Below are 25,220 nucleotides of genomic sequence, written 5' to 3'. Positions count from 1 at the left end.
TAACCAAAAAACGCTGCGCTCCCATCATCCGGCCCCTGCGCTGCGCTCCGGGGTTCCCTCACTCCGGCATTGCTCCCGGCAGGACCGCGCCGAAGGCCCCATCCTGGGGCCTCAGCGCTTGACGGGCATCCATGCCCGTCACCTGCCTCCGCAATGCCTGCGTTCGGCCTCCTGAAGTCGCGAAGATCAAGATCAAGATCAAGATCAAGATCAAGATCAAGATCAAGATCAAGATCAAGATCAAGATCGAGATCGAGATCGAGATCGAGATCGAGACAGCGGCTTTTCTTGCGGGCTGTGTTACTTCGTATGCACCGTACACGCCACCAGCCTCACCACCACTGGCCGCACCACCAACACGCAAACAAACGCCACCGGCATCGCCAACTGATAAGCCTTCAGCACATTGCTCAGGTACTCCGGGGTAATCCCCGCATTCGCCGCAGTGATCACGAAACACATCAACAGCGCCATGATCGACGACATGTAAAAAGCGAAAACGTAGGGCGTGGCGGCTGGGTGCAATTTGCGTCGGCTGCGCGCTTGGGAAAGGTTGTTCATGCAAGCTCCTGAAAATGGATGGAGCTGCAGGTTAGCAACGCGCGTAGTCGCAGCTGTAGACCAGCAGGATTGAGTACTTTATAAAGAAATTCTTACGAATCCACGAGCCTTCCCATGGACCTGCTCAACGCCATCCGTTGCTTCATCAAGGTGGTTGAAGCCGGCAGCATCGTCGCTGGCGCCCGCAACCTGGGTCTCACCCCGGCGGCGGTCAGCCAGAACCTGGCCCGGTTGGAAGGCCACCTGCAGGTGCGCCTGCTCAGCCGCAGTACACGCAGTATGGCCCTGACACCCGCTGGCACTCAGTATTACCAGCGGGTCAGCCATATAGAGCGTGACCTCGCCCTGGCCGAGCAAGCCGTCACCACCCCGGACAGTGAACCTCAGGGGCGGCTTTGTATTGCCTCGACGACAGCCTTCGGCCGCCATGTGCTGGCGCCACTGATCCCCGCATTCAGCGCCCGCTATCCGCTGCTTTCGATAGAATTGGTAACGACTGATCGCCGGGTCAACCATGCGCGTGAAGACGTTGACGTGAGCTTGCGCATCGCACCGCAACTGGAAGACCAGCTGTTGGCCCGGCACATCGCCCGCATCCCGTTCATTTGCTGTGCATCGCCCGGGTACCTGCAAAATGCCGGTGTGCCGGCCACACCGGAGGCCTTGCGCAATCATCGCTGCCTGGTGTTCCGCTACCCCGTGGACGGCCGCTTCCTGCGATGGGGATTCATGCGCGACGGCCTGCGCTTTGAGCCAGTATTTGGCAACGTGCTGATAAGCGATGACATCGACGCCCTTACCCAGATGGCCCTCCACGATGGAGGCATAACCCGGCTGGCCGAGTTCATCGTGCGGCCGCACTTGGCTTCTGGCGCCTTGGTGCCATTGTTCGAATTCAGTGACAGTGGCCAGGCCTACGCCCAGACTGAACCCATGGACATCTATCTGTGCTTGGCTGACCGTTTTGCCATGACGACGAAAGTGCGAGTGTTCATGGACTACCTGCGCGAATGCCTGGGTGATAGCTGGCAGGTGCAGGAATGAAAAAACCGCCACGAAGGCGGTTTTTCTTGCAACGCACAAGAATCAGAAACGGTAGGTGAGGGATGCACCGATACCGTGAGCGCTGTTCTCGTACTTGGCCTGGTAGCTACCCTTGGTTGCGCTGACCTGATTGACCTTGGTGTCCTCTTCCCACAGATAGGAATAGGCCACGTCGATGGTCATGTCGTCGTTAGGGCTCCAGCCGGCACCCAGGCTGAAGATCTTGCGGTCACCGGTCGGGATGCGTGGCGAACGGTCGTGGTTGTTGGTTGGCGACTGGTCGACGGTGAAGCCGGTGCGCAGCACCCACTCCTTGTTCACCTTGTAGGATGCACCAATGGCGTGGGCCCAGGTGTCATGCCAGTTCTGCTCTTCGGTGATGGTCTCGAACGCCGAACCAGCCAATGGTGCCGGTACATCGTTCTGGACGGTGATGTTCTCCAGGCGGCTCCAGCGCGTCCACGTGCTGCCTGCGTACAGGGTCCACTGGTCGTCCAGTTCGTGGGTAACCGAAAGGTCGACAGACTCCGGCGTCTTGATCTTCAGCGTGGCGTCGAACTTGTCGCCGTCGAACGGCCCGATCAGCGGGGTGCTGACACGGGTCTTGCCCTCCAGCTTGTAGTCGACCATCGAGTGGTAGGTCAGGCCGACGCGGGTACGGTCGGTGGCCTGGACCAGGATACCGATGTTGTAGCCAATGGCAGTGTCATCACCCTTGATCTTGACTTCGCCGTCGTTACTGCCCGGGCTGAACGGGTTGATCAGGCTTGAGCCCAGTTCGCCCTCGATGCGGTTGATGGTCGGGCCGAAACCAATCGAGACCTTGTCGTTGAAGGCATAGCTGACAGTCGGCTGGAAAGTGACAACCTGTACGTGGCTTTTCTTGCCCCAGTAACGTGCGGCGTCATCACTGCCGTAGTCGGTTACCAGGCCGAACGGTACATAGACACCGAAGCCTACGCTCCAGTGGTCATCGATCGGCTTGACGTAGTAGCCCATGGGCACGCCAACCACAGGCACCATGTCACCATCGGTTTCCCCCCCGAGGTTGCTGCCTGGGCCCGAGATGTCGGACTTGGCAATGACGGCGGCGCCGCCCACGGTGAACTGTTCGCGCTTGAGGCGGGACATGCCAGCCGGGTTGCCAAACACGGTGCTGGCATCATCGGCAGAAGAAGAACGTCCCGCGAAACCTGTCCCCATGCTGCTGATGCTCTGTTCGTTGAGCGCGAAGCCGCTGGCGAGTAGTTGGCTGGAAGCAAGCGCAATCGCTACGCCGAGGGAGGTTTTGAGCATTACTTTTTTCATTATTAGAAAACTCCTTGGGATCTCCGGGGCGAAAAGCTACCAACAAATCACGCGCTGCGCTATAGCCTCAATCGCAGGAGTTAGCGCGCTTTTGTAGGACAATCCGACCAAAATTCCCTTTTTTCCGGTTTTATTGTAGGACGCGTCTTAAGATGCCTGTGGCAATCTCCGATCTATGCAGGTATGCCAAGCGTTGATGAAGTCGCGCAGGCGACCTTGGGGGTTGAAAATCTGTCGCCAGATCCGCGCAAGCGCCAACAAATCGTCAGCCGCAGGCAAGGGCGTGGACTGCTCCTCGACGAGCATCCAGGCAATGGCAGTGGAGTAGCGAAGGTTGACGGTCAGCTCTAGATGCGGGCCGCCCAGGAAGGCGTGCTGGCTGGCCAGGCCGCGGATCATGCTGGCCAGGTCGGGGTCACGGGCCAAGTAGTCGTCCCAGAGCGCCTGGTGACGATGTTCGCCAATGCGGTAAAGGCCGTGCCCTCGCCGGTCGTGCAAGGCAGAGCCGAGTGCCGACTGGCTGGCGGCGATGCCCAGCAACAAAGCTTCGGCGCTGGCGCAGTGACGGTTCAGGTAGACCAGGGTGGGTCGGATCACATACTGACACAATTCATTCGCCGCAATACCCATGATGCCCTCGAGCAAGTAAGGGCCGGACGGGCGCTGGAGCTTGGCAGCTGGTGAATGATCAGGCCCGCCGGAAGCGGCAAGCACCGCTCGAGTTGAAGTGTAGTGTGATAATCGTGGTGTAAAAGGCTGTTTTTAAATCGATTGCTGCCGGACGCCCTTGGCTATATGCCTTAAGGCAATTACGCCAAGAACGTTCAGGCAGGCTCGAGACGGCTCGATTCAGCGCTTGAATACCGCGGTATTCGCCACTCACGCGGTGAGCGACTGGCGGGTCCGGGCGATCACCGCCTGCAGCGGTTCGGTGCGGCTGTACTGTTCAGGGTACAGGCGCTCGGTGTGGCAGGCGACGCCGTGTTCGTCTACCAGGGTGAAGCTGAAGCTGCCCTTGCGTGGGGCAACGATAAGGCACTTCAGCGGCGAGAAGGCCTGGGAGAGGGTGCCAATGGCAGCCTGAATTTGATGATGAGTTTGCATATTGTTGGAGGTTCCTGCTTTAAACACGGGGGTTATGATCCGTGCATGATAGAAACGTTCCAGTGACGCCTTTATTAAGGGACGAACGAACCTGACTGGAACAGGGCAGCCAGAGGGAGCGCGATCAAAGGTTTGCGCCTGGGCTGACTGGTAGGTACTTCAGAGGGCAGGCAGCACGCCGGGGCCAAGGTTCTAGGCCGTCGGGTGGGATCCTGATCAATCTGTAAGGTGATTCGTGCTTGAACAGCGCAAGGCTGGCGAGTGAATCATCGAAAGGGCCGGTCCGGATTTCAGCAGGGCCACTCTTGGGGGGAGGGCGTCTGCAAGGACATTGGGGCCAGAATTGACTTTCAGCTTGGTACTAACGAGGCGCACCTTACCTTAAATGCAGGTGGTTGGCAAGCGCTACGTTCGTAGAGGGTAGCCGCGCAGTATGGCGCGTATCTGCGCCGCTGGGAAGAGGGGCAAATGGCCCATATCCGCGCTGATGTGCCCTGTTCGTGCACTCAACTGAATGTTATTGGTGCACTTGTTCACATTTGGGGCGGCGCTTGTAACGGCTTGGCAACACCCCAGGTCGGTCTCGCCAATGCCTTGACTGGGTGGTTAAGTCAATGAAAAAAAACACTATTTTCAGCTGGTGAAAAAATCGTCAGTTTGACCAAGGCCCCCATTTCACGGGGGTTTGCGGGGTATGCGAGGGGGTTGTCCACCGAGTTATCCACAGGAACTGTGGATTGTCCCTGGCACTTGCTCTAGCACGGGCGTGCCAGCAGCCGAGGGAACTGTCCGACAATCGACATGCGCTAACGGACCGGTTGGTCATCCACCTGGAAACGTCAAGAAAAGATCATCGAAATTTTTTTTCAATCCCCCAGAAATCGACAGGTCAGGGCGAAAAAAAAAGAGTAGAGTGGCGCGCCTTTCGAGTCGCCAAACCTGTTGCTCATGAAGTTCCGCAGTAAACACCTCGCCAGTCCCGCTGTATCGACCCATGCCCCTCCCGCGAAGCGTTTTTCATTGAAGGTAGCCTTGTGGCTGCTCGACAGCCCGCGCCTGGGTGACAAGCCGCAGGTCAAGCACTTGGCTGGGCGCCTGTTGAAGCAACCCGCTCGCCAGGGCGTGGTGGTGGCGCAAAGCCGCCTTGGGCAGATGCTGTGCCGTGATTGCGGCAATGCCCGCGACCGGCGCATTGGTCATGAGTTGCTACGCCAGGCGGCCCGTGCCGGTGACTGGCGGGCGCAGCTGGAATATGCGCAGCTGTGCCAGCAGAGCGAGCCTGAACAGGCCCGCTACTGGCTGGAACTGGCGGCAGGGCAGGGCTCGCAGGACGCGCGGCGGCTGCTGCGGCAGTGGTTTCCTGGCTAAGGTAGCTACAGGCAACACACCCGTCAGGCTGATAAGCTGCACTCAATTCGCATCAGAGCATCGGGGTAAGCATGACAGTGGATCTGGCCAGCATACTGCTGGGCTTGGTGGCAGGCGCATTACCCTGCCTGGGTTGGATCATGCAGGTGCAGCGCCGCCAGGGCGCCCGGCAAGGCGAGCAGGCCTTGCTTGAGGAACGCCTCAACGCTGCCCAGTTGGCCCAAGCCGGCTTGCAGGCGCAACTGGATGCCAGCCGCGATGAAGTCAGCGACCTCAGTGAGGCCAACGCCGTCAAGCAGGCCCAGCTGGCCGCCCAGGGCCGTGAACTGGAGCTGCTGCAGATCGACCGCGACAACGCCCGTGATGCCGCACACGCCTGGCACCTTGAGCGCGCCAACCGTGAAGCCGAGCTGCGCCGCCTGGAGGCCCAAACCGCTCGCCTGGACGCCGAACTGCGCGAGCAACAGGAAAGCCACCAGCAGCGCCTGGAAGACCTGCAGGAGGCACGTGACACGCTGCGTGCCCAGTTCGCCGACATGGCCACCAAGATCTTCGACGAGCGTGAGCAGCGCTTCGCCCAGACCAGCCAACAGCACCTCGGCCAGCTGCTGGACCCGCTCAAAGAACGCATCCAGTCGTTCGAGAAACGCGTGGAGGAGAGCTACCAGCAGGAAGCCCGCGAGCGCTTTTCGTTGGGCAAGGAGCTCGAGCGCCTGCAACAGCTCAACCTGCGCCTGTCCGACGAAGCCACCAACCTCACTCAGGCCCTGAAAGGTCAGAAAACCCAGGGCAACTGGGGCGAGCTGATCCTTGAGCGGGTGCTTGAGCATGCCGGCCTTGAAAAAGGGCGCGAGTACCAGACCCAGGTCAGCCTGAAGAGCGCCGATGGTGAGCGTTTCCAGCCCGATGTGCTGATCATGCTGCCTGGTGACAAGCAGGTGGTGGTGGACGCGAAGGTCAGCCTTACCGCGTACCAGCAGTTCGTTGCCGGTAACGACGAGGCCGCGCTGAAGCAGCATGTGCAATCGCTGCGCAGCCACGTCAAAGGCCTTTCGAGCAAGGACTATAACCGCCTCGAAGGGCTGCACAGCCTGGACTTCGTGCTGCTGTTCGTGCCAATCGAGGCAGCCTTCTCGGCAGCCTTGCAGGCCGAGCCGAACCTGTTCCAGGAAGCCTTCGACCGGCAGATCGTGATTGTCAGCCCGACCACCTTGCTCGCCACCTTGCGGGTGATCGACAGCTTGTGGAAGCAGGAACGCCAGGGCCAGAACGCCCGGGAAATCGCCGAGCGCGCCGGTTGGCTGTACGACAAGTTCGTGCTGTTCATCCAGGACCTGGACGAGCTGGGCAGTCGCCTGCAACAGGTGGACAAGGCCTACGCTGCGGCGCGCAACAAGCTCTGTGAAGGGCGCGGCAACCTGGTCAGCCGCAGTGAACAACTGAAGTTGCTGGGCGCCCGAGCCAGCAAGAGCCTGCCGGCCGACCTGCTGGAGCGGGCGCTATCCGACGAGGCGCTGCCCGACGAAGCGGTTACTGAGCCAGGCTCAGATGGCGGTTGAGCATGGCGCGCAGGGCCGCAGGCTTGACCGGCTTGGCGAGGTAATCCAGGCCTGATGCGTGCACCAGGGCGATGGTTTCCTTGCTGCCGTCGGCACTGATCACCACCCCTGGCACTGGCTCACCCAGCCGTGCCCGCAACCAGCCCATCAGCCCGGTGCCAGTCTCCCCGTCGTCCAGGTGATAGTCCACCAGCGCCAGGTGCGGGCGCATGCCCTTGGCCAGCAAGGCTTCGCATTCGGCCTGGTTGCGCGCGGTCCACACCTGGCAGCCCCAGCGGCTGAGCAGGCTGTTCATGCCGATCAGGATGCTGTCTTCGTTGTCCACGCACAGCACCTGCAACCCGGCCAGCGGCTGGCCGACTTGCTCTACCGGCGCGCTCGGTGCCGGGGCCGCCTGGCGGGCAATCGGCACGCTGACACGGAACACTGTGCCCTTGCCTGGCCACGAACGCACTTCCAGTGGGTGGCCGAGCACCCGGCACAGGCCATCGGCGATCGCCAGGCCCAGGCCCAGGCCTTTTTCGGCGCGGGTCTGGTGGCTGTCCAGGCGCTTGAACTCCTGGAAGATCACCTGCAGCTTGTCGTCGGCGATGCCTGGGCCACGGTCCCATACCTCCAGCCACAGGCGTTCGCCCTGGCGGCGCACCCCTAGCAGAATCGGGCTCTTGCCGTAGCGCAGGGCGTTGGTGAGGAAGTTCTGCAACACCCGGCGCAGCAGTTTCATGTCGCTGTCCACCCGCAGGCGGCTGCCACGCAGGCGGAATTCCAGGCCCTTCTCGGCAGCCAGCAGCTTGAACTCGGCGCCCAGGGTGTCGAACAGTTCGTTGAGGGCGAATGGCTTGGCATCCGGGGTGATCTTGCCGTTCTCCAGGCGCGAGATGTCCAGCAGGTCGCTGATCAGCTCTTCGGCCGAGCGCAGCGAACTGTCCATGTGCTGCACCAACTGCTGGGCCTCTTCGTTCATGCCCTCGGCCTGTTGCGACAAGGCCGCGGAGAACAGCCGCGCGGCGTTCAGCGGCTGCATCAGGTCATGGCTGACTGCGGCCAGGAAGCGGGTCTTGGACTTGCTCACCGCTTCGGCCTGGCTCTTGGCTTCGGACAATGCCTGGTTCAGTTGCGACAGCTCGTGGGTGCGCTCTGCCACCCGTTGCTCCAGGCCTTCGTTGGAATCACGCAGGGCCTGTTCGGCCTCGCGGAACGGGGTGATGTCGGTAAAGCTCATGACGAAGCCGCCGCCGGGCATCGGGTTGCCGATCAGTTCGATCACCCGGCCGTTGGGGAACAGGCGCTCCGAAGAGTGTGCGCGCCCCTGGCGCATCCAGTGCAGGCGCCGCGCCACGTGCACCTGGGCCTCGCCCGGGCCGCACAGCCCGCGTTCAGCGTTGTAGCGGATGATGTCGGCAATGGGCCGGCCCACGCTGATCAGCCCGTCCGGATAGTTGAACAGTTCCAGGTAGCGGCGGTTCCAGGCCACCAAATGCAGGTTCTGGTCGACCACGCTGATGCCCTGGTTGATGTTTTCGATGGCCCCTTGCAGCAAGGCGCGGTTGAACTGCAGCACTTCGCTGGCTTCGTCTGCGATGCGGACAACGTCCTCCAGCTGCATGTCGCGGCCTTCGATGGCAGCCTTGACCACGGCGCGGGTCGATGAAGTGCCGAGCACCCCGGCCAGCAGGCGTTCGGTGTGTTCGATCCAGTCGCCGTCGGCGTTCTGGTTAGGGTTGAAACCCTTGCCCTGCCGGTAGGCGAAGCGGATGAAACTCTGCCGTGCGCGCTCCTCGCCGACAAAGCGCGAAGCCAGGGTCAGCAGGTCGTCGATCTGCACCGCCAGCAGCGGCTTGCTGCTGGGCCGCGCGCTGGTTTGCTGGCCGATGAAGCGGCCGGCCTGCCAATGCTCGGAAACCCGTGTGCGTGACAGCACCGACACCCAGGCGAACAGGGTGAAATTGCCCGCCAGCGACAGCACCACGCCCTGTGTCAGCGGGCTGATCGGCAGATTCAGCGGGTTGCCGTGCAACCACGCCAGCCCTGGGAACAGCTGCAGCGACCAGCCCAGGCTGTGTGCTGCAATCGGCAGTACCAGGGTGTAGAACCAGAGGAAAATGCCAGCGGCCAGGCCAGCGAACACACCACGGCGGTTGGCCTGTTTCCAGTACAGCGCGCCGAGCATGGCCGGGGTCAATTGGGTCACGGCGGCAAAGGCGATCTGGCCGATGGTCGCCAGGCTGGCGGTGGAACCCAGCAAGCGGTAACTGACATACGCCAGCAGCAAGATCACCACGATGGTTACCCGGCGTACCGAGAGCATCCAGTGGCGGAACGCTTCGAACGGCCGCTCGGCGTTATTGCGGCGCAGCAACCAGGGCAGCAGCATGTCGTTGGAGACCATGGTCGATAGCGCCACGGCTTCGACGATAACCATGCCGGTGGCCGCCGAGGCGCCGCCGATGAACGCCAGCAGGGCCAGGCTAGGGTGTGCCTCGGCCAGCGGCAGGCTGATGACGAACGAATCGGAAATCACCGTGCCCGGCAGCAGCATCTGCCCGGCCAGGGCAATCGGCACCACGAACAGCGCGGCCAGCGCCAGGTACATCGGGAATACCCAGCGCGCCAGGCGCATGTCCTGCGCGTCGATGTTCTCCACCACGGTGACGTGGAACTGCCGCGGCAGGCAGATGATCGCCATCATCGCCACGGCGGTCTGCACCACCATCGACGGCCAGTTGATGGTTTCCTGCCAGTAGTCCTGCAAGTGGATCGACTGGCGCGCCTGGCTGAACAGGTCATCGAAACCGTCATACAGGTTGAAGACGATGAAAATGCCCACGGCAAGGAACGCCAGCAGCTTGATCAGCGATTCGAAGGCAATTGCCAGGACCATGCCGCGGTGGTGCTCGGTCACGTCGAGGCTGCGGGTACCGAAGACGATGGCGAACAGCGCCAGCACCAGCGACACCACCAGTGCGGTGTCCTGAACACGGGTGCCGGTGGCATCGGCGTTGGCGCCGATCAGCAGGTTCACGCCCAGCACGATGCCCTTGAGCTGCAGGGCGATGTACGGCAGCACGCCGACCAGGCAGATCAGCGCCACCACCACGGCCAGGCTTTGCGACTTGCCGTAGCGCGCAGCGATGAAGTCAGCGATCGAGGTGATGTTCTGCTGCTTGCTGATCAGCACCATCTTCTGCAGCACCCAAGGTGCGAAGACCATCAGCAGCACCGGGCCCAGGTAGATCGGCAGAAACGCCCACAGCTGTTCGGCGGCCTGGCCGACAGCGCCGAAGAAGGTCCAGCTGGTGCAGTACACGGCCAGCGAAAGGCTGTACACCCAGGCACGCAGCTTCGGCGGCAACGGCGTGCTGCGGCGGTCGCCATAGAAGGCGATGGCGAACATGACGGCCATATAGGCCAGGGCGACCACGGCGATCAGCCCGCTGGACAACGACATGAAGACTCCGAAGCAAAAAGATAACGCGGTCCCGATCAGTCAGTCTGGCACGCGCGTGCCGCTTCGTCAGCGCCGACGATGGTTGTAGGAGCGGGTTCACCCGCGAATAGGCCGGAACAGGCAACATCAACCCCTGCGGGTCCCCAACCAATAGAACACCCCTGCCAGTATCACCGACAACACCAGCAGGTAGAAGACCGCCCCTGGCCACAGGTGTACCAGTGCGAACCCCACCATCACCGGCCCCAGTGCCGCCCCCAGGTTGGACAGGTTCTGCGCGCCGTAATACACCCCGCGCAAGTGCTCCGGTGCGATCAGGTCGATGAACATGTACTCGGCTGGGATCACGATGATTTCGCCCAAGGTGAACACCAGCATCGCCAGGCACCAGGCCAGCACCGAGCCCGCCAGCGCAAAACCCAGCAAGCCGGCGATGAACAGGCCCATGCCGGCCAACAGCCACGGCATCAGACGCTGGCGGCTGATACGCCGGCCAATCAGGTACTGCAAGGCAATGACCGTCACGGCGTTGGTGGTGACCAGATAGCCGATCAGCCGTGCGGCTTCGGTTGGGTTGCTGGTCACCACCAGGTACTGGGACAGGTAGGCGGTGAACTGGCCGAACACCACCGCGCTCAGCACCCCACCCACGGTAAAGCACACCAGCCGACGATCCCGCATCAGCCCCAGCGCCACTTGGCCGAAGCCGGCCGCGGGTTTGTCCGGCGCGCTTGCCTGCAGGCTGCGATCACCAAGGCGCCAATAAGCCAGGCACATGGCCAGGCCAAGCAGGGCAGAGGCGAGGAACGGCACATGGTCGTTCAGTTCAAGCATGACCACGCCCAGCAACGGGCCGGCGGCATAGCCGACGTTGCTGAGGGTGTACTTGATGGCGAATACCTCGGCCCGCTCACCGACCGGCAGTAACGCGCAGAAGCCCGCTTTGGCGGCGATGTCGACCACCGCCAGGGCCAGGTTGATCAACACCAGGCAAAAGAAGAACGGCAGCGCCGAACGGCTGGCGACCGCGCCGACGAAGGCCAGGGCGAACAGCAGGGTACTGGCGCTGACCAGCGTGTGGTTGCTCAAGCTGTCGACCAGATGGCCACCATACAGACTCAATAGCGAGGCGACGATCAGCGCGCCACCGATCAGCAGGCCGATCTGGCTGATCGGCAGCTGGAAATTGTCAGCCAGGTAAACCACCAGGTAGGGCAGGGTGAGGGCGCGGGCGACGGTAAGCGTGAAGGTGGTGGTGAGCAGCAGGCGAACGGTGTGCGGGTAGCGTTTTATGGCGGCGAGCATTGCCACGTCCTTGTTGTGCGGGTTTGCCGAGCACAAGCATAAGCCACATGCGGTAATTGCAGCAGCACCGGGGCAGCCACTCGCGACACCAGGCCGCCTCACGGGCAAATGGGCGACAGGCGGAGGATTGACAGCCCGTCAGGCTAGGGGAATACTCTCGGAAAATTCATATATATGTTTATATAACAAGACGAGAGCGAGACCCATGCACCCATTGACCGGTGATGCTCGACTGCCCCGCTACCAACAACTGCGCGACCACATGGTCGGGCAAATTGCCAACAATCGCTGGCGTCCGGGGGAAGCGATCCCGACCGAAGCAGCCCTGGCTACCGAGTTCGACATGTCGATCGGCACCGTGCGCAAGGCCGTCGATGTACTGGTGGCCGAAGGCGTGCTGGAGCGCCAGCAGGGCCGAGGCACCTTCATTCGTCGCCCACAGTTCCAGTCGTCGCTGTTCCGCTTCTTCCGTTTCGAGGCCGCCAATGGCGAGCGCATCGTGCCGGAAAGCCGCATTCTCTCCATCGAGTCGCTTCCGGCGCCTTCGGCGGTGGCCGAGGCATTGGGCCTGGCGGGGGAGGCAGAAGTGATCCGCATCGTTCGCACCCGTCTGCTCGGCGCCCAGCCGGTGCTGGCTGAAGAAATCTGGCTGCCGCGCCAAACCTTCCAGCCGCTGCTGGACGTGGATCTGAACAGCAAGGGCCCACTGCTGTACCCGATCTACGAAGCGCTGTGCGGTCAGGTGGTCGCCTACGCCGAAGAGACCCTGACCGCCGAAGCGGTCGACGCGGTGCATGGCCGCTTGTTGCAACTGCCGGCCGACAGCCCGGTGGTGGTGATCGAGCGCCTGGCCCGGGACTATGCCGGCAAACCGTTGGAATGGCGCCGCTCGCGCGGGCATGCGCAGCACTTCCGCTACCGCATCGACATTCGCTAAACCGGTCGCGTCACCCTTTTACCTGCCTGCGCCGTCCTGCCACGGCGCAGTGGTTTCGCCTGCCCGTTACACCCACGACTAGAAGGATAACAATCATGTTCAGCTGGTATCGCCAGATCACCTCACGGGAACGCAAGACGTTCTGGGCCTGCTTCGGCGGCTGGTCGCTCGACGCGCTGGAAGTACAGATGTTCGGCCTGGCCATCCCCGCGCTGATCGCTGCGTTCTCCCTGACCAAGGGCGACGCGGGCCTGATCAGTGGCCTGACCCTGGTGACCTCGGCAATCGGCGGCTGGCTGGGTGGCACCTTGTCCGACCGCTACGGCCGCGTGCGGACCCTGCAATGGATGATCCTCTGGTTCTCGTTCTTCACCTTTCTTTCGGCATTCGTCACCGGCTTCTACCCGCTGCTGTTCGTCAAGGCCATGCAAGGTTTCGGCATTGGTGGCGAATGGGCCGCCGGCGCGGTGCTGATGGCCGAGACCATCAACCCGAAATACCGCGGCAAGGTCATGGGTACGGTGCAGAGTGCCTGGGCCGTGGGTTGGGGCTTGGCGGTGGCGCTGTTCACGCTGATTTACTCGCTGGTGCCGCAGGAGTTCGCCTGGCGGGTGATGTTCTTCGTTGGTCTGCTGCCGTCGCTGCTGATCATCTGGGTGCGCCGCAATGTGCCTGAGCCGGACAGTTTCCAGCGCCTGCAGAAGGAAAACGCCATCCCCACCAGCTTCCTCCAGTCGATGGCTGGCATTTTCCGCCCAGAACTGCTGCGCGTAACCCTGCTTGGCGGCTTGCTCGGCCTGGGTGCCCACGGCGGCTACCACGCGGTAATGACCTGGCTGCCGACGTTCCTCAAAACCGAGCGCAACCTGTCGGTGCTTAACTCCGGCGGCTACCTGGCAGTGATCATCCTGGCCTTCTGGTGCGGCTGCGTGGTCAGCGGCATGCTGATCGACCGAATCGGCCGGCGCAAGAACATCTTGCTGTTCGCCCTGTGCTGCGTACTGACCGTGCAGGCCTATGTGTTCTTCCCGCTGAGCAATACCCAGATGCTGTTCCTGGGCTTCCCGCTGGGCTTCTTCGCTGCCGGTATCCCGGCCAGCCTGGGCGCGTTCTTCAACGAACTGTACCCGGCCGAAGTGCGCGGCGCCGGTGTGGGCTTCTGCTACAACTTCGGCCGTGTGCTGTCGGCGGTATTCCCGTTCCTGGTCGGCCACATGAGCGAGTCGATGTCGCTGGGCAGTGCCATCGGCATCGACGCCGGCATCGCCTACGGCGTGGCCGTGATCGCCGCCTTGTGCCTGCCGGAAACCCGAGGCCGCAACCTTGAAACTGCACCCGCACCGGAAATGGCCGGCGCGGCTGCAAAGTAACCTGACTTTGCTTGTATGAGAACCATGCCTGACGCTTCCGATTTACCCCTGACCGCCATCGACAGCCACGCCCACGTGTTCAGCCGTGGGCTGAACCTGGCCAGCGAACGGCGTTATGCGCCCGGCTACGACGCGCCGCTGGGTGACTACCTGGGCCAGTTGCTGGTCCATGGTTTCAGCCATGGTGTGCTGGTGCAGCCCAGCTTCCTCGGTACCGACAACCGCTACCTGCTCAGTGCCCTGCAGACCGTGCCGGGGCAACTGCGCGGGGTGGTGATGCTGGAGCGTGAGGTCGAGCGGGAAACCCTTGAGCACATGGCGCGTCTGGGGGTACGCGGTGTACGCCTTAACCTCATGGGCCAGGCGCTGCCCAACCTGGCCGGCGCCGAATGGCGGCCGCTGCTGGAACGTATTGGCGAGCTGGGCTGGCATTTGGAGCTGCATCGGCAGGTGGCGGATATACCGACGCTGGTGCGGGCGTTGCAGCCCTATGGCCTGGACATCGTCATCGACCATTTCGGCCGCCCCGATGCCCGCCGTGGGTTGGGGCAGCCTGGGTTTGCCGAGCTGCTGACCCTGGGTGGGCAGGGTAAGGTGTGGGTGAAGGTGTCGGGTATCTACCGGCTGGAAGGTGAGCCTGAAGAAAACCTGGCCTTTGCCCGTTCGGCGCTGTGTGCACTGGAAGCGCACTACGGTGCCGAGCGGCTGATGTGGGGCAGTGACTGGCCGCATACCCAGCATGAATCGGCAGTAAGCTTCGGCACTGCAGTGCAACAGTTCGAGGCGCTGGGCTGCTCGGCGGAGTTGCGCCAGGCGCTGTTGGTGGATACTGCGCGGGTGCTGTTCGGCTTCGAATGAGGTAGCGCCTGTGCCGGTGCTTGCCAGCGGGTGCATTTCCCATGCAGATTTGTGGCCTGAAGCGCACGGTGCGCCTCCAATTGAAAAGCCCTCAGGACCAAGGACGATGAGTCACTCCTCGCAATTCACCTTGCTCGGCAAGCGGCGCTTCCTGCCGTTTTTCATCACCCAGTCGCTGGGTGCCTTCAACGACAACCTGTTCAAGCAGTCGCTGATTCTGGCGATCCTGTTCAAACTCAGCCTGGGCGAAGGCGACCGGTCGATCTGGGTCAACCTCTGCGCGTTGCTGTTCATTCTGCCGTTCTTTCTGTTCTCGGCGCTGGGCGGGCAGTTTGGCGAGAAGTTCGCCAAGGACGCGTTGATCCGCGCGATCAAACTGGCCGAAATCGCCATCATGGCGATTGGTGCACTGGGCTTCATCACCAACCACCTGGCGCTGATGCTGGTGGCGCTGTTCGGCATGGGTACCCACTCGGCGCTGTTCGGCCCGGTGAAGTACTCGATCCTGCCGCAGGCCCTGCGCGAGGAAGAGCTGGTCGGCGGCAACGGGCTGGTAGAAACCGGTACCTTCCTTGCCATCCTCGCCGGCACCATCGGCGCCGGGGTGATGATGTCGGCCGATAGCTACGCCACGGTGGTGGCTGGCGGGGTGGTAGGCACTGCAGTGCTCGGCTACCTGGCCAGCCGCTGGATCCCGCGCGCGGCTGCCGCTTCGCCGAACATGCCGCTGGACTGGAACATCTTCAAGCAGTCGTGGGCGATCCTGCGCATGGGCCTCGGCCAGCCGCCTGCGGTATCGCGTTCGATCGTCGGCAACTCGTGGTTCTGGTTTGTTGGTGCCATCTACCTGACGCAGATTCCTGCCTACGCCAAGGACTGGCTGCACGGTGACGGCACAGTGGTAACGCTGGTGCTGACGCTGTTCTCGGTGGGGATCGCGCTGGGGTCGCTGCTGTGCGAACGCCTGAGCGGGCGCAAGGTGGAAATCGGCCTGGTGCCGTTCGGCTCGTTCGGCCTGACCCTGTTCGGCCTGCTGTGGTGGTGGCACTCCGGCGATGTACCGGCTGCGGCGACGCCGCACGACTGGCTGGCGTTGCTGGGCCTGAGCCAGGCCTGGTGGATACTGCTGTCGATCGTTGGCCTGGGTGTATTCGGCGGCTTCTATATCGTCCCGCTGTATGCCCTGATCCAGGCGCGCACGGCCCAAGACCAGCGTGCCCGGGTCATTGCAGCCAACAACATCCTCAATGCCTTGTTCATGGTGGTGTCAGCGGTGCTCACCATCATCCTGCTGGGCGTGGCCGAGCTGAGCATCCCGCAGCTGTTTCTGGTGGTGTCGCTACTGAACATTGCGGTCAATGCCTATATTTTCAGGATCGTGCCCGAGTTCACCATGCGCTTCCTGATCTGGTTGCTCAGCCATTCGATGTACCGGGTGCAGCATCGCGACCTTGAGCGCATCCCCGACGAAGGCGCGGCACTGCTGGTGTGCAACCACGTGTCGTTCGTCGATGCCCTGCTGCTGGGCGGCGCCATCCGCCGGCCGATTCGCTTTGTCATGTATTACAAGATCTACAACCTGCCGGTACTCAACTTCGTCTTCCGCACAGCCGGTGCCATCCCGATTGCCGGGCGCAACGAGGACCCGGGCACCTACGAGCGGGCTTTCGCGCGCATAGCCGAATACCTGGCCGAGGGTGAGCTGGTGTGCATCTTCCCGGAGGGCAAGTTGACGGGCGATGGCGAGATCGATGTGTTCAAAGGCGGTGTCAACCGCATCCTCGAAGAAACGCCGGTACCGGTGATCCCGCTGGCCCTGCAGGGCTTGTGGGGCAGTTTCTTCAGCCGTGACCCGGCCAAGGGCTTTTTCAAGCGCCTGTGGTCGCGGGTAACCATCGTGGCGGGCGCCGCCATTCCGGTGGAGGTCGCGCAGCCTGAGCTGCTGCGTGAGCAGGTCAGCCGCCTGCGCGGCGACCTGCGTTAAACGGGCGTGGTCAGCTGGCGCTGACTTTCAGGCCGATAAGGCCGCAGACGATCAGCGCCACACTGACCAGCCGTACCAGGGCCATGGACTCGCCGAACAGGATGATCCCAGCGATGACTGTGCCGACCGCGCCAACACCCGTCCAGATGGCATAGGCGGTGCCCAGCGGTAGCTCTTTCATGGCCAGCCCCAGCAGGCCCAGGCTGATGACCATGGCGCCGACGGTGAGTACGGTGGGAATCGGTTTGCTGAAGCCGTCGGTGTATTTCAGGCCAACGGCCCAGCCGACCTCGAACAGGCCGGCGAAGAACAGGATGATCCAGGACATAAGAGTGTCTCCATCGTTTGAATGATGGGGCCGTCCCCGGAATGGTCACGCGGTGCGTCGTGAGGTCGTCCTCACAGTGGGCAATATAGTGCACACCTGAAGGTTTCAGGGCAAGCCTGTGCGGCCCTCTTCGCGGGTGAACCCGCTCCCACAGCGACTGCACACGGCTTGATACATGTGCAATCCCTGTGGGAGCGGGTTCACCCGCGAAGAGGCCCTAAGAGGCAGATATCAATGCTTGGCCGGTTCGATCCCTTCAGTCTCAGGCACAGGTTCAGGCTCATCCATCCGCCGAAACCAGGTCGACAGTAACGCCCCGGAAATATTGTGCCAAACGCTGAACAACGCACTTGGCACCGCCGCCAGCGGCGAGAAGTGCGCCGCCGCCAGCGCCGCCCCCAACCCGGAGTTCTGCATGCCCACCTCCAGCGCCAGCGACTTGCGCTGGGCCAGCGGCAGCTTGCACAGCTTGCCGGTCAGGAACCCAAGCAGATAGCCAAAGCTGTTGTGCAGCATCACCACCGCCATGATCAGCAGCCCCGACTCGGCAATCTTCGCCTGGCTGGCCGCCACCACTGCACACACGATCATCACGATGCTCACCACCGATACCAGCGGCAGCACCTGCACCGCTGCCTGCACGCGAGCACCGAGCAAGCGCTGGGCCAGCACGCCGAGCACAATCGGCAACATCACCAACTGCAGGATCGACCAGAACATGTCCATGAAGGACACCGGTAACCAGGCCGAGGCCAGGAACCAGATCAGCGCAGGGGTGAGCAGTGGCGCCAGCAGGGTAGTGACGGCGGCGATGGCCACTGCCAGCGCCAGGTCGCCACGCGACAGCCACACCATCACGTTCGACGCGGTGCCACTCGGGCAGCAGCCAACCAAAATAACGCCCACGGCAATTTCCGCGGGCAGGTGGAACAGTTGGCACAGCAGCCACGCCATGCCCGGCATGATCACGAAGTGTGCGACCACCCCCAGCATCACCCGCCAGGGCTGGCGGGCGAGGGCGGCGAAGTCGTCGAGCTTGAGGGTAAGGCCCATGCCGAACATCACCAGCCCCAGCAGCGGCACGATGGCCACCTTGAGGGCGATGAACCATTGCGGTTGCAGAAAGGCCAGCACGGCGAACACCAGCACCCAAAGGGCGAAGGTATTACCGACGAAGCGGCTGAGGGCGGCGAGGGCACGCATGGGGGGCAATTCCTTTTTTAGTTATGACTTGAAGCGTTTCGAGGCACTAGGGCCGTGCAGGCGAACAACACCGTTCAGGCCTGCAGCGGTTCATCCATTACCTCAGACCCCTTGCGGAATCTCCTCGCCACCCAGCGCCTCGAACAGCACCGGCAGGAATTCGGCGAAGGTCATCATCATCAGTTGGAAGCTGGCATCGAACTGCTGCGCAGCCTCATCACCACCATCCTGCTCGGCCTGCTCCTGCAGCAACTCTTCGAACTTCAGGCGCTTGATCACCATTTTGTCGTCAAGAATGAACGACAGCTTGTCTTGCCAGGCCAAGGCCAGCTGGGTGACCACCTTGCCAGTGCTCAGGTGCAGCTGGATTTCCTCGCTGGTCAGGTCCTGGCGCTTGCAACGCACGATGCCACCGTCTTCGGCGGTGTCGCGCAGTTCGCATTCGTCCAGCACGTAGAAACCTTCGGCAGCCTGCTGCGACTTGACCCAATCGGTCATGGTGGCAACCGGCGCGATTTTCACCGTGGCCGGGCGTACCGGCAGCGAGCCCATCACTTCACGCAGGGTCGACAACAGGTCTTCGGCACGCTTGGCGCTGGCCGAGTTGACCAGGATCACGCCCTGACGCGGGGCAATGGCAGCGAAGATCATCGAGCGGCGGATGAATGCACGCGGCAGGAAGGCCTGGATGATCTCGTCCTTGATCTGGTCGCGTTCCTTTTTATAGACCTTGCGCATCTGCTCGGTCTCGATCTCTTCGACCTTTTCCTTGACCGCGTCGTTGACCACGCTGCTCGGCAGGATGCGTTCTTCTTTACGGGCGGCAATCAGCAGGTATTCGCCGCTGACGTGCACCAGGGGAGCGTCTTCGCCTTTGCCGAACGGTGCGACGAACCCATAGGTGGTCAGCTCCTGGCTGGCGCAAGGGCGGGCCGGCTTGCTGGCCAGGGCGGCTTCCAGCGCTTCAGGCTCGAACGGTACTTCCTGGGTCAGGCGGTAGGTCAGCAGGTTCTTGAACCACATGAGGGGCAATCTCTCCTTAATGCATAAGGCGGGCATTATTCTCCGAGCAGCGCTCTGAGGCCAACCCTGTCAGAGGGCCAGCAGTTGTTTATGCCGAAATAAAACGCCCGGCAACGCTAGGTCCTTGAAAGGCCAGAGGTTTTTTTTGAAAAAAGTTTAAAAAATGCTTGCCAGGCTGTGGGGGCGTACGTAGAATGCGCGCCACACCGAGACGAAGGGTGATTAGCTCAGCCGGGAGAGCATCTGCCTTACAAGCAGAGGGTCGGCGGTTCGATCCCGTCATCACCCACCACTCGATGTATAGCGCAGCGGTAGTTCAGTCGGTTAGAATACCGGCCTGTCACGCCGGGGGTCGCGGGTTCGAGTCCCGTCCGCTGCGCCATATTCCACTTCCAGGGCCCACTGAACACCCGGAAGTAACAAAGAAAGCGACCTTAGGGTCGCTTTTTTTGTGCCTGAATGTTGTACCCATACCTGCAGGCGTTTGCCGCAGCTTCAGCCACGACGTTCCTCCTCCCGCAATGTCAGCACCTCGTACCCACTCTCGGTCACTGCCACGGTATGTTCCCACTGCGCGGACAAGCTGTGGTCCCGGGTGATCACCGTCCAGCCATCCTTCAACTCGCGCGTGCCGCGGCCACCCTGGTTGATCATCGGCTCGATGGTAAACACCATCCCCGGTTTCAGCTTCATGCCCATGCCGCGCTGGCCGATGTGCAGCACCTCTGGCGCTTCATGCATCTGTTGGCCAATGCCATGCCCGCAGTATTCGCGCACCACGCTGTAGCCAGCTGCCTCGGCATGGGCCTGCACGGCATGGCCGATATCACCCAGCGTTGCCCCAGGGCGCACCTGCTCGATGCCTCTCCACAACGCCTCATAGGTGGTGTCGACCAGGCGCCGGGCTTCATCGCTGACCTTGCCGATGCTGTACATCTTCGAAGAGTCGGCAATGTACCCGCCCTGTTCCAGGGTGATGTCGACGTTGACGATCGAGCCCTCCTGAAGCACCTCGTCAACCTTGGGCATGCCGTGGCACACCACGTGGTCCACAGAGGTATTCAGCGAGTAGGGAAAACCATACTGCCCTTTGCTCGCCGGCCGCGCCCTGAGCGTTTCGACGATGAACGCCTCGGCATGGTCGTTGATCTGCATGGTGGTCACGCCGGGGCGGATGAACCTGTCGAGTTCGGCGAACACCTGGGCCAGCAGCTGGCCGGCGCGGCGCATCAGGTCGAGTTGAGCGGGGGTCTTGAGGATCACCTGGGACATGGGGGGAGGGTAGTTGCTCATGCTGAAAATTGCCCCAGCATAGCGCCAGGGAGCGTGAGGTTGCCACCGCATGGTGCGTAATCTGTACCGGCCTCTTCGCGGGCCAGGCCCACTCCACAGGTCCATCACCACCCTCAGGCCCTGTGAGATCCCTGTGGGAGCGGGTTTACCCGCGAAGGGGCCGGTCAGCTGGCCCACTAATTGCTCATCCACCTCAATCCCGGGCTATCAACGTCGACAGCCCACACAACTTCACGACAAAGGCGCCGTGTTGTCCCGCTTGCATCAGCATGCCGGGGCAGCCGGCGCCTTTTTGCGTTCCTACAGGAGCCCGCCCATGGCCAATAGCGAAGTACGCAGTGTCTGCCCCTACTGCGGCGTCGGTTGCGGCATCGTCATGAGCGTTGCCGATGGCAAGGTCGGCAAGATCAGCGGCGACAAGCAGCACCCCAGCAACTTCGGCCGGCTGTGCACCAAAGGCCTCACCGCACATGTGCCGCTGACGGCCGCCGGGCGTATGGAGGATGCCTATGTGCGCCCGCACCGCAGCCAGCAGCCGGTGCGCGCGAGCATGGACCAGGCCATCGCCGACAGCGCCGCGCGCCTGCGTGCCATCATCGACCAACATGGGCCCGACGCCGTGGCGCTGTACGTGTCCGGGCAGATGTCACTCGAGGCCCAGTACCTGGCCAACAAACTGGCCAAGGGCTTTATCCGCACCCGCCACATCGAGTCCAATTCGCGGCTGTGCATGGCCAGCGCCGGCAGCGGCTACAAGCTGTCGCTGGGTGCCGACGGCCCGCCCGGCAGCTATCAGGATTTCGAGCATGCCGACGTGTTTCTGGTGATCGGCGCCAACATGGCCGACTGCCACCCCATCCTGTTCCTGCGCCTGCTCGACCGGGTGAAGGCCGGTGCGAAGCTGATCGTCGTCGACCCACGGCGCAGCGCCACCGCCGACAAGGCCGACCTGTTCCTGCAGGTACGCCCGGGCACTGACATGGCCTTGCTCAACGGCTTGTTGCATCTGCTGCACATCAACGGCCACACCAACCCTGCCTTCATCGCCCGCCACACCGAAGGCTGGGATGACCTGCCAGCCTTCCTCGACGACTACAGCCCCGGGCGTGTGGCCGCCATCACCGGGCTGGCCGAGGCCGATATCATCAAGGCGGCCGAATGGATCGGCAGCGCCGGCAACTGGATGAGTTGCTGGACCATGGGCCTGAACCAGAGCATCCACGGCACCTGGCACAGCAACGCGATCTGCAACCTGCACCTGGCCACCGGTGCCATCTGCCGCCCCGGCAGCGGGCCGTTCTCGCTGACTGGCCAGCCCAATGCGATGGGTGGCCGCGAGATGGGTTACATGGGCCCGGGCCTGCCAGGCCAGCGCTCGGCCCTGGTGGCCGCCGACCGCGCCTTCGTCGAGCAACAATGGCAGTTGGCGCCGGGCAGCCTGCGCAGTGAAGGCGGTGACGGTACGGTGGCGCTGTTCGGTCAGATGAAAGCCGGCGAAGTGAAAGCCTGCTGGATCATCTGCAGCAACCCGGTGGCCAGTGTCGCCAACCGCCAGCAAGTGATCGACGGCCTGCGCCAGGCCGAGCTGGTCATTACCCAGGACGCCTTCCTCGATACCGAAACCAACCGGTATGCCGACATTCTCCTGCCCGCTGCGCTGTGGGCGGAAGGCGAGGGCGTGATGATCAACAGCGAGCGCAACCTTACCCTGATGCCACGCGCCGTCGAGCCGCCAGGGCAGAGCCTGCCTGACTGGCAGATCATTGCCCGTGTGGCCTGCGCCATGGGTTATGGCGACGCTTTCGACTACCCCGACGCCGAAGCCGTGTACGAGGAAATCCGCCGCTTTCATAACCCGGCCACGGGCTATGACCTGCGCGGCATCGGTTATGCCGAACTGCGCCAGCAACCGCACCAGTGGCCCAGCGCACCGGGCCGCGAACACGCCCGCAGCCCGCTGCGCTACATCAACGATGGCAGCAGCCAGGCGTTACTGCTCGATGCCCAAGGTGAGCGCCCAGCGCTGGCCTTCCCGACGGCCAGTGGCAAGGCGCGCTTCTTCGCGCGGCCTTGGTTACCTGCCGCTGAATTGCCGGATGAGACCTTCCCCATGGTGCTGAACACCGGCCGCGTGCAGCACCAGTGGCACACCCTGACCAAGACCAGCAAGGTGCCGGCGCTGAACAAGCTGGAGCCAGGTCCCTTCGTTGAAGTGCATCCAGAAGATGCGGCCCGGTTGGGTCTGGCGGAAAAAGACCAGGTGGCCATTCGCTCGCGCCGCGGCCAAGCCGTGCTGCCGGTACGCGTCAGTGATCGGGTGATGCCTGGCAACTGCTTTGCACCTTTTCATTGGAACGACCTGATCGGCGATCAGCTGGCAATCAATGCCGTGACCTGTGACGCCGTCGACCCGCTGTCGTTGCAACCCGCTTTCAAGCACTGCGCCGTGGCCCTGGAGCGGGTCGCCGGTGAGCGCATCGATGCCCTGGACCTGAATACTGCTACGCCGGAGCCCGCCAGCATGCCGACTGCCACCCTGTCCCGCCTGCTTGGCCTGGACACATTGCCCGCCCCGGTGCTGGCCGAGGAAGAACGCCATTACCTGCAAGGTTTTCTGTTGGGTCTGGACCAGGCGCGCGCCGAGGGCGTGCCCAGCCTGCCGGCCACTGCACCGCTGGTTGCCCACCACCGGCTGTTTGTCGACGGGCTGCTGGCCGGGCTGTTCGCCCAGCCTGCGGGACTGCCCGGCGCAGGCTTGGTCGCCCCAAGGCACCACGTGCTGTGGGCCTCGCAGACGGGCAATGGTGAACTGCTGGCTGAGCGCTGTGCCGAGCGCTTGCGCAGTGCTGGCCTCGACGTGCAGCTCAGCTGTATGGAGGCGGTCACCCCGCGCCAATTGCAGGGTGCTGCCAGCGTAGTGTTGATTGCCAGCACCTTTGGTGACGGCGATGCTCCCGACAGCGCGGCGACGTTCTGGCAGGCGTTGCAGGCCGAGGAGGGCGGCCATTGCGCCGAACTGCCCTATGCCGTGCTGGCCCTGGGCGACTCCAGCTACGACCAGTTCTGCGGCTTTGGACGTAAGCTTGACCAGCGTCTGGCCGAGCTGGGTGGGCGGCGCCTGTTGCAACGGGTGGACTGCGAGCCGGACTTCGACCAAGCTTTCGCCGGCTGGCTCGACGCGTTGCTGCCCACGCTGGCCAGCGCGGCGCCGCAGCAGGCGCCTGAATCTGCGCCCGTGGCAGCCTTCAGCAAGCAGCAGCCCTGGGCTGCCAGCCTACTGGAAAACCGCCTGCTCAACGGCCCCGGTGCCAGCAAGGAAACCCGCCAGCTGGTCTTCGACCTGAAGGGCAGCGGCTTCACCTACGCCGCCGGTGACGCCTTGGGCGTTTGGCCGCGCAACTGCCCGGCGCTGGTCAATGAACTGCTGGCACTGATACAGCTTGATGGCCAGGCCATGGTCGAGCTGAAAGGCCAGCCCGCCATGCCACTGGCTGAAGCCCTGCAGGCGCATCTTGAAATCGCCAAGGTCACCCCGCAGCAGCTGCAGGTGTTCGCCCGCAGCGCACCTGACCTGCAACGCCTGCTGCAACCCGAGTGCAAGGCTGAACTGCAGGACTGGTTGTGGGGACGGCAACTGGTCGATGTGCTGCGCGCCTTCCCTCAGCAACTGCCCCTGGCCAGCTGGCTCGACCTGCTCAAGCCGTTGCAGCCACGGCTCTACTCGATCAGTTCCAGCCCGCTGGTGAACCCGGATCAGGTGCACCTCACGGTATCCACGGTGCGTTACGGGGTACGCAAAGGGGTGTGCTCAAGCTTCCTTGCCGACCGTGCGCAGGCGCTGAAAGTGGCGATTTTTCCGCAGGCGACGAAGCACTTTCGCCTGCCGGAGGACGACAGCCTGCCGGTGATCATGGTCGGCCCTGGCACCGGTATTGCGCCGTTCCGCGCCTTCCTGGAAGAACGTGAGGCACGGGGGGCCACAGGCGGTAACTGGCTGTTCTTTGGCGAGCAGTACGCCGCCACCGACTTTTATTACCGGGACCAGTTGCAGGCTTGGGAAAAAGCAGGCCACTTGCGGCTCGATACGGCGTTCTCGCGCGACCAGGCGCAAAAGGTCTATGTGCAGCAACGCATGCTCGAGCAGGGCGCGCAGCTGTGGCAGTGGTTGGAGGCGGGGGCGTATTTCTATGTCTGTGGCGATGCGCAGCGCATGGCGAAGGATGTGGATGCGGCGTTGCGCGCAATCGTGGCTGAGCATGGCGGGATGGATGCAGTGCAGGCGGCTGCATATGTCGAACGTTTGAGCAAGGCCAAGCGTTATCGCCGGGATGTGTATTGAGTGCACCGGGATGGGCTGAGGTGCACTGTGAATGTGCATGCCTGCGGGGGCTTCTTCGCGGGTGAACCCGCTCTCACAGGCACCGTGCAAGCCTGAAGACCGATGCAAACCCTTGTGGGAGCGGGTTCACCCGCAAAGAGACCGATACAGGTAAAGCAACTGGCACAGTCCCTGCTTTATCTTCGATA

The 25,220-nt window shown here is 62.8% G+C and carries 18 protein-coding genes and 2 tRNA genes; 10 read left to right on the top strand and 10 right to left on the bottom strand.

Annotation, left to right across the window (positions count from 1 at the left end):
• Nucleotides 1-300: 300 nt before the first annotated feature.
• A complete protein-coding gene (locus E8E68_RS24870; RefSeq protein ID WP_266031370.1) occupies nucleotides 301-561 on the bottom strand; it encodes a DUF2798 domain-containing protein in 261 nt (86 codons plus the stop codon).
• A 114-nt stretch (nucleotides 562-675) separates the two neighbouring features.
• Between E8E68_RS24870 and E8E68_RS24865 the strand changes: the two genes are divergently transcribed.
• Nucleotides 676-1,605 carry a LysR family transcriptional regulator gene (locus tag E8E68_RS24865; RefSeq protein WP_280345816.1) on the top strand — a complete coding sequence of 310 codons (930 nt, stop codon included), beginning with the start codon at nucleotides 676-678 and terminating at the stop codon, nucleotides 1,603-1,605.
• Between the two features lie 42 nt (nucleotides 1,606-1,647).
• On the opposite strand, the gene E8E68_RS24860 is transcribed toward E8E68_RS24865, so the two are convergent.
• From E8E68_RS24860 to E8E68_RS24850, 3 genes are all read right to left on the bottom strand, one after another.
• A complete protein-coding gene (locus tag E8E68_RS24860; protein ID WP_266031374.1) occupies nucleotides 1,648-2,913 on the bottom strand; it encodes an outer membrane protein transport protein in 1,266 nt (421 codons plus the stop codon).
• Between the two features lie 147 nt (nucleotides 2,914-3,060).
• Complete coding sequence (locus E8E68_RS24855) at nucleotides 3,061-3,543, bottom strand: hypothetical protein (RefSeq protein WP_266031376.1); 483 nt, start codon at nucleotides 3,541-3,543, stop codon at nucleotides 3,061-3,063.
• A 249-nt stretch (nucleotides 3,544-3,792) separates the two neighbouring features.
• Nucleotides 3,793-4,017, bottom strand: a complete 225-nt coding sequence (locus E8E68_RS24850) for a hypothetical protein (RefSeq protein WP_110745620.1) — start codon at nucleotides 4,015-4,017, stop codon at nucleotides 3,793-3,795.
• A gap of 948 nt (nucleotides 4,018-4,965) precedes the next feature.
• Between E8E68_RS24850 and E8E68_RS24845 the strand changes: the two genes are divergently transcribed.
• Both E8E68_RS24845 and rmuC read left to right on the top strand, forming a co-directional pair.
• Nucleotides 4,966-5,385 (top strand): sel1 repeat family protein, encoded by a 420-nt coding sequence (locus tag E8E68_RS24845; protein WP_266031379.1) that lies wholly within the window; start codon nucleotides 4,966-4,968, stop codon nucleotides 5,383-5,385.
• 185 nt (nucleotides 5,386-5,570) lie between these two features.
• The gene (gene rmuC, locus E8E68_RS24840; RefSeq protein WP_266031537.1) at nucleotides 5,571-6,944 is read left to right on the top strand and encodes a DNA recombination protein RmuC; all 1,374 of its coding nucleotides are present in this window, start codon (nucleotides 5,571-5,573) and stop codon (nucleotides 6,942-6,944) included.
• On the opposite strand, the gene E8E68_RS24835 is transcribed toward rmuC, so the two are convergent.
• Both E8E68_RS24835 and E8E68_RS24830 read right to left on the bottom strand, forming a co-directional pair.
• Nucleotides 6,916-10,392, bottom strand: coding sequence for a PAS domain-containing hybrid sensor histidine kinase/response regulator (locus E8E68_RS24835; RefSeq protein WP_280345807.1), 3,477 nt, complete (start codon nucleotides 10,390-10,392; stop codon nucleotides 6,916-6,918). The genes rmuC and E8E68_RS24835 overlap by 29 nt on opposite strands.
• Before the next feature lie 126 nt (nucleotides 10,393-10,518).
• Nucleotides 10,519-11,697: an MFS transporter gene (locus tag E8E68_RS24830; RefSeq protein WP_266031382.1), complete on the bottom strand. Its 1,179-nt coding sequence runs from the start codon at nucleotides 11,695-11,697 to the stop codon at nucleotides 10,519-10,521.
• 205 nt (nucleotides 11,698-11,902) lie between these two features.
• Between E8E68_RS24830 and E8E68_RS24825 the strand changes: the two genes are divergently transcribed.
• The 4 genes from E8E68_RS24825 (at nucleotide 11,903) to E8E68_RS24810 (ending at nucleotide 16,846) form a co-directional block, all read left to right on the top strand.
• Nucleotides 11,903-12,634 carry a GntR family transcriptional regulator gene (locus E8E68_RS24825; protein WP_266031384.1) on the top strand — a complete coding sequence of 244 codons (732 nt, stop codon included), beginning with the start codon at nucleotides 11,903-11,905 and terminating at the stop codon, nucleotides 12,632-12,634.
• A 95-nt stretch (nucleotides 12,635-12,729) separates the two neighbouring features.
• A complete protein-coding gene (locus tag E8E68_RS24820) occupies nucleotides 12,730-14,004 on the top strand; it encodes an MFS transporter (RefSeq protein WP_266031386.1) in 1,275 nt (424 codons plus the stop codon).
• A 24-nt stretch (nucleotides 14,005-14,028) separates the two neighbouring features.
• Nucleotides 14,029-14,862 (top strand): amidohydrolase family protein, encoded by an 834-nt coding sequence (locus tag E8E68_RS24815; RefSeq protein WP_266031388.1) that lies wholly within the window; start codon nucleotides 14,029-14,031, stop codon nucleotides 14,860-14,862.
• A 106-nt stretch (nucleotides 14,863-14,968) separates the two neighbouring features.
• Nucleotides 14,969-16,846 (top strand): MFS transporter, encoded by a 1,878-nt coding sequence (locus E8E68_RS24810; RefSeq protein WP_266031390.1) that lies wholly within the window; start codon nucleotides 14,969-14,971, stop codon nucleotides 16,844-16,846.
• A gap of 10 nt (nucleotides 16,847-16,856) precedes the next feature.
• Here the strand turns inward: E8E68_RS24810 and sugE are convergent, their stop codons facing one another.
• The 3 genes from sugE to rdgC all read right to left on the bottom strand — a co-directional run bounded on the left by sugE (nucleotide 16,857) and on the right by rdgC (nucleotide 19,400).
• Nucleotides 16,857-17,174 (bottom strand): quaternary ammonium compound efflux SMR transporter SugE, encoded by a 318-nt coding sequence (sugE, locus tag E8E68_RS24805; protein WP_019470182.1) that lies wholly within the window; start codon nucleotides 17,172-17,174, stop codon nucleotides 16,857-16,859.
• Nucleotides 17,175-17,405: 231 nt separating this feature from the next.
• Nucleotides 17,406-18,377: a bile acid:sodium symporter family protein gene (locus E8E68_RS24800; protein ID WP_266031391.1), complete on the bottom strand. Its 972-nt coding sequence runs from the start codon at nucleotides 18,375-18,377 to the stop codon at nucleotides 17,406-17,408.
• Between the two features lie 102 nt (nucleotides 18,378-18,479).
• Nucleotides 18,480-19,400 carry a recombination-associated protein RdgC gene (gene rdgC, locus E8E68_RS24795; RefSeq protein ID WP_110745610.1) on the bottom strand — a complete coding sequence of 307 codons (921 nt, stop codon included), beginning with the start codon at nucleotides 19,398-19,400 and terminating at the stop codon, nucleotides 18,480-18,482.
• A gap of 216 nt (nucleotides 19,401-19,616) precedes the next feature.
• Between rdgC and E8E68_RS24790 the strand changes: the two genes are divergently transcribed.
• Together E8E68_RS24790 and E8E68_RS24785 are read left to right on the top strand one after the other, a co-directional pair.
• Nucleotides 19,617-19,692 (top strand) — tRNA-Val (locus E8E68_RS24790).
• Between the two features lie 13 nt (nucleotides 19,693-19,705).
• A tRNA-Asp gene (locus E8E68_RS24785) sits at nucleotides 19,706-19,782 on the top strand.
• A 113-nt stretch (nucleotides 19,783-19,895) separates the two neighbouring features.
• On the opposite strand, the gene map is transcribed toward E8E68_RS24785, so the two are convergent.
• The gene (gene map / locus E8E68_RS24780) at nucleotides 19,896-20,744 is read right to left on the bottom strand and encodes a type I methionyl aminopeptidase (RefSeq protein WP_280345797.1); all 849 of its coding nucleotides are present in this window, start codon (nucleotides 20,742-20,744) and stop codon (nucleotides 19,896-19,898) included.
• A gap of 265 nt (nucleotides 20,745-21,009) precedes the next feature.
• Between map and E8E68_RS24775 the strand changes: the two genes are divergently transcribed.
• The gene (locus tag E8E68_RS24775) at nucleotides 21,010-25,032 is read left to right on the top strand and encodes a bifunctional nitrate reductase/sulfite reductase flavoprotein subunit alpha (protein ID WP_280345793.1); all 4,023 of its coding nucleotides are present in this window, start codon (nucleotides 21,010-21,012) and stop codon (nucleotides 25,030-25,032) included.
• Nucleotides 25,033-25,220: the final 188 nt, after the last annotated feature.

Origin of the sequence: Pseudomonas sp. BN607 (genome assembly GCF_029871175.1) — a bacterium.
Lineage (GTDB): Bacteria > Pseudomonadota > Gammaproteobacteria > Pseudomonadales > Pseudomonadaceae > Aquipseudomonas.
Note: the sequence above shows the minus strand (reverse complement) of the source record. Positions and strands in the feature narration are given on the sequence as shown.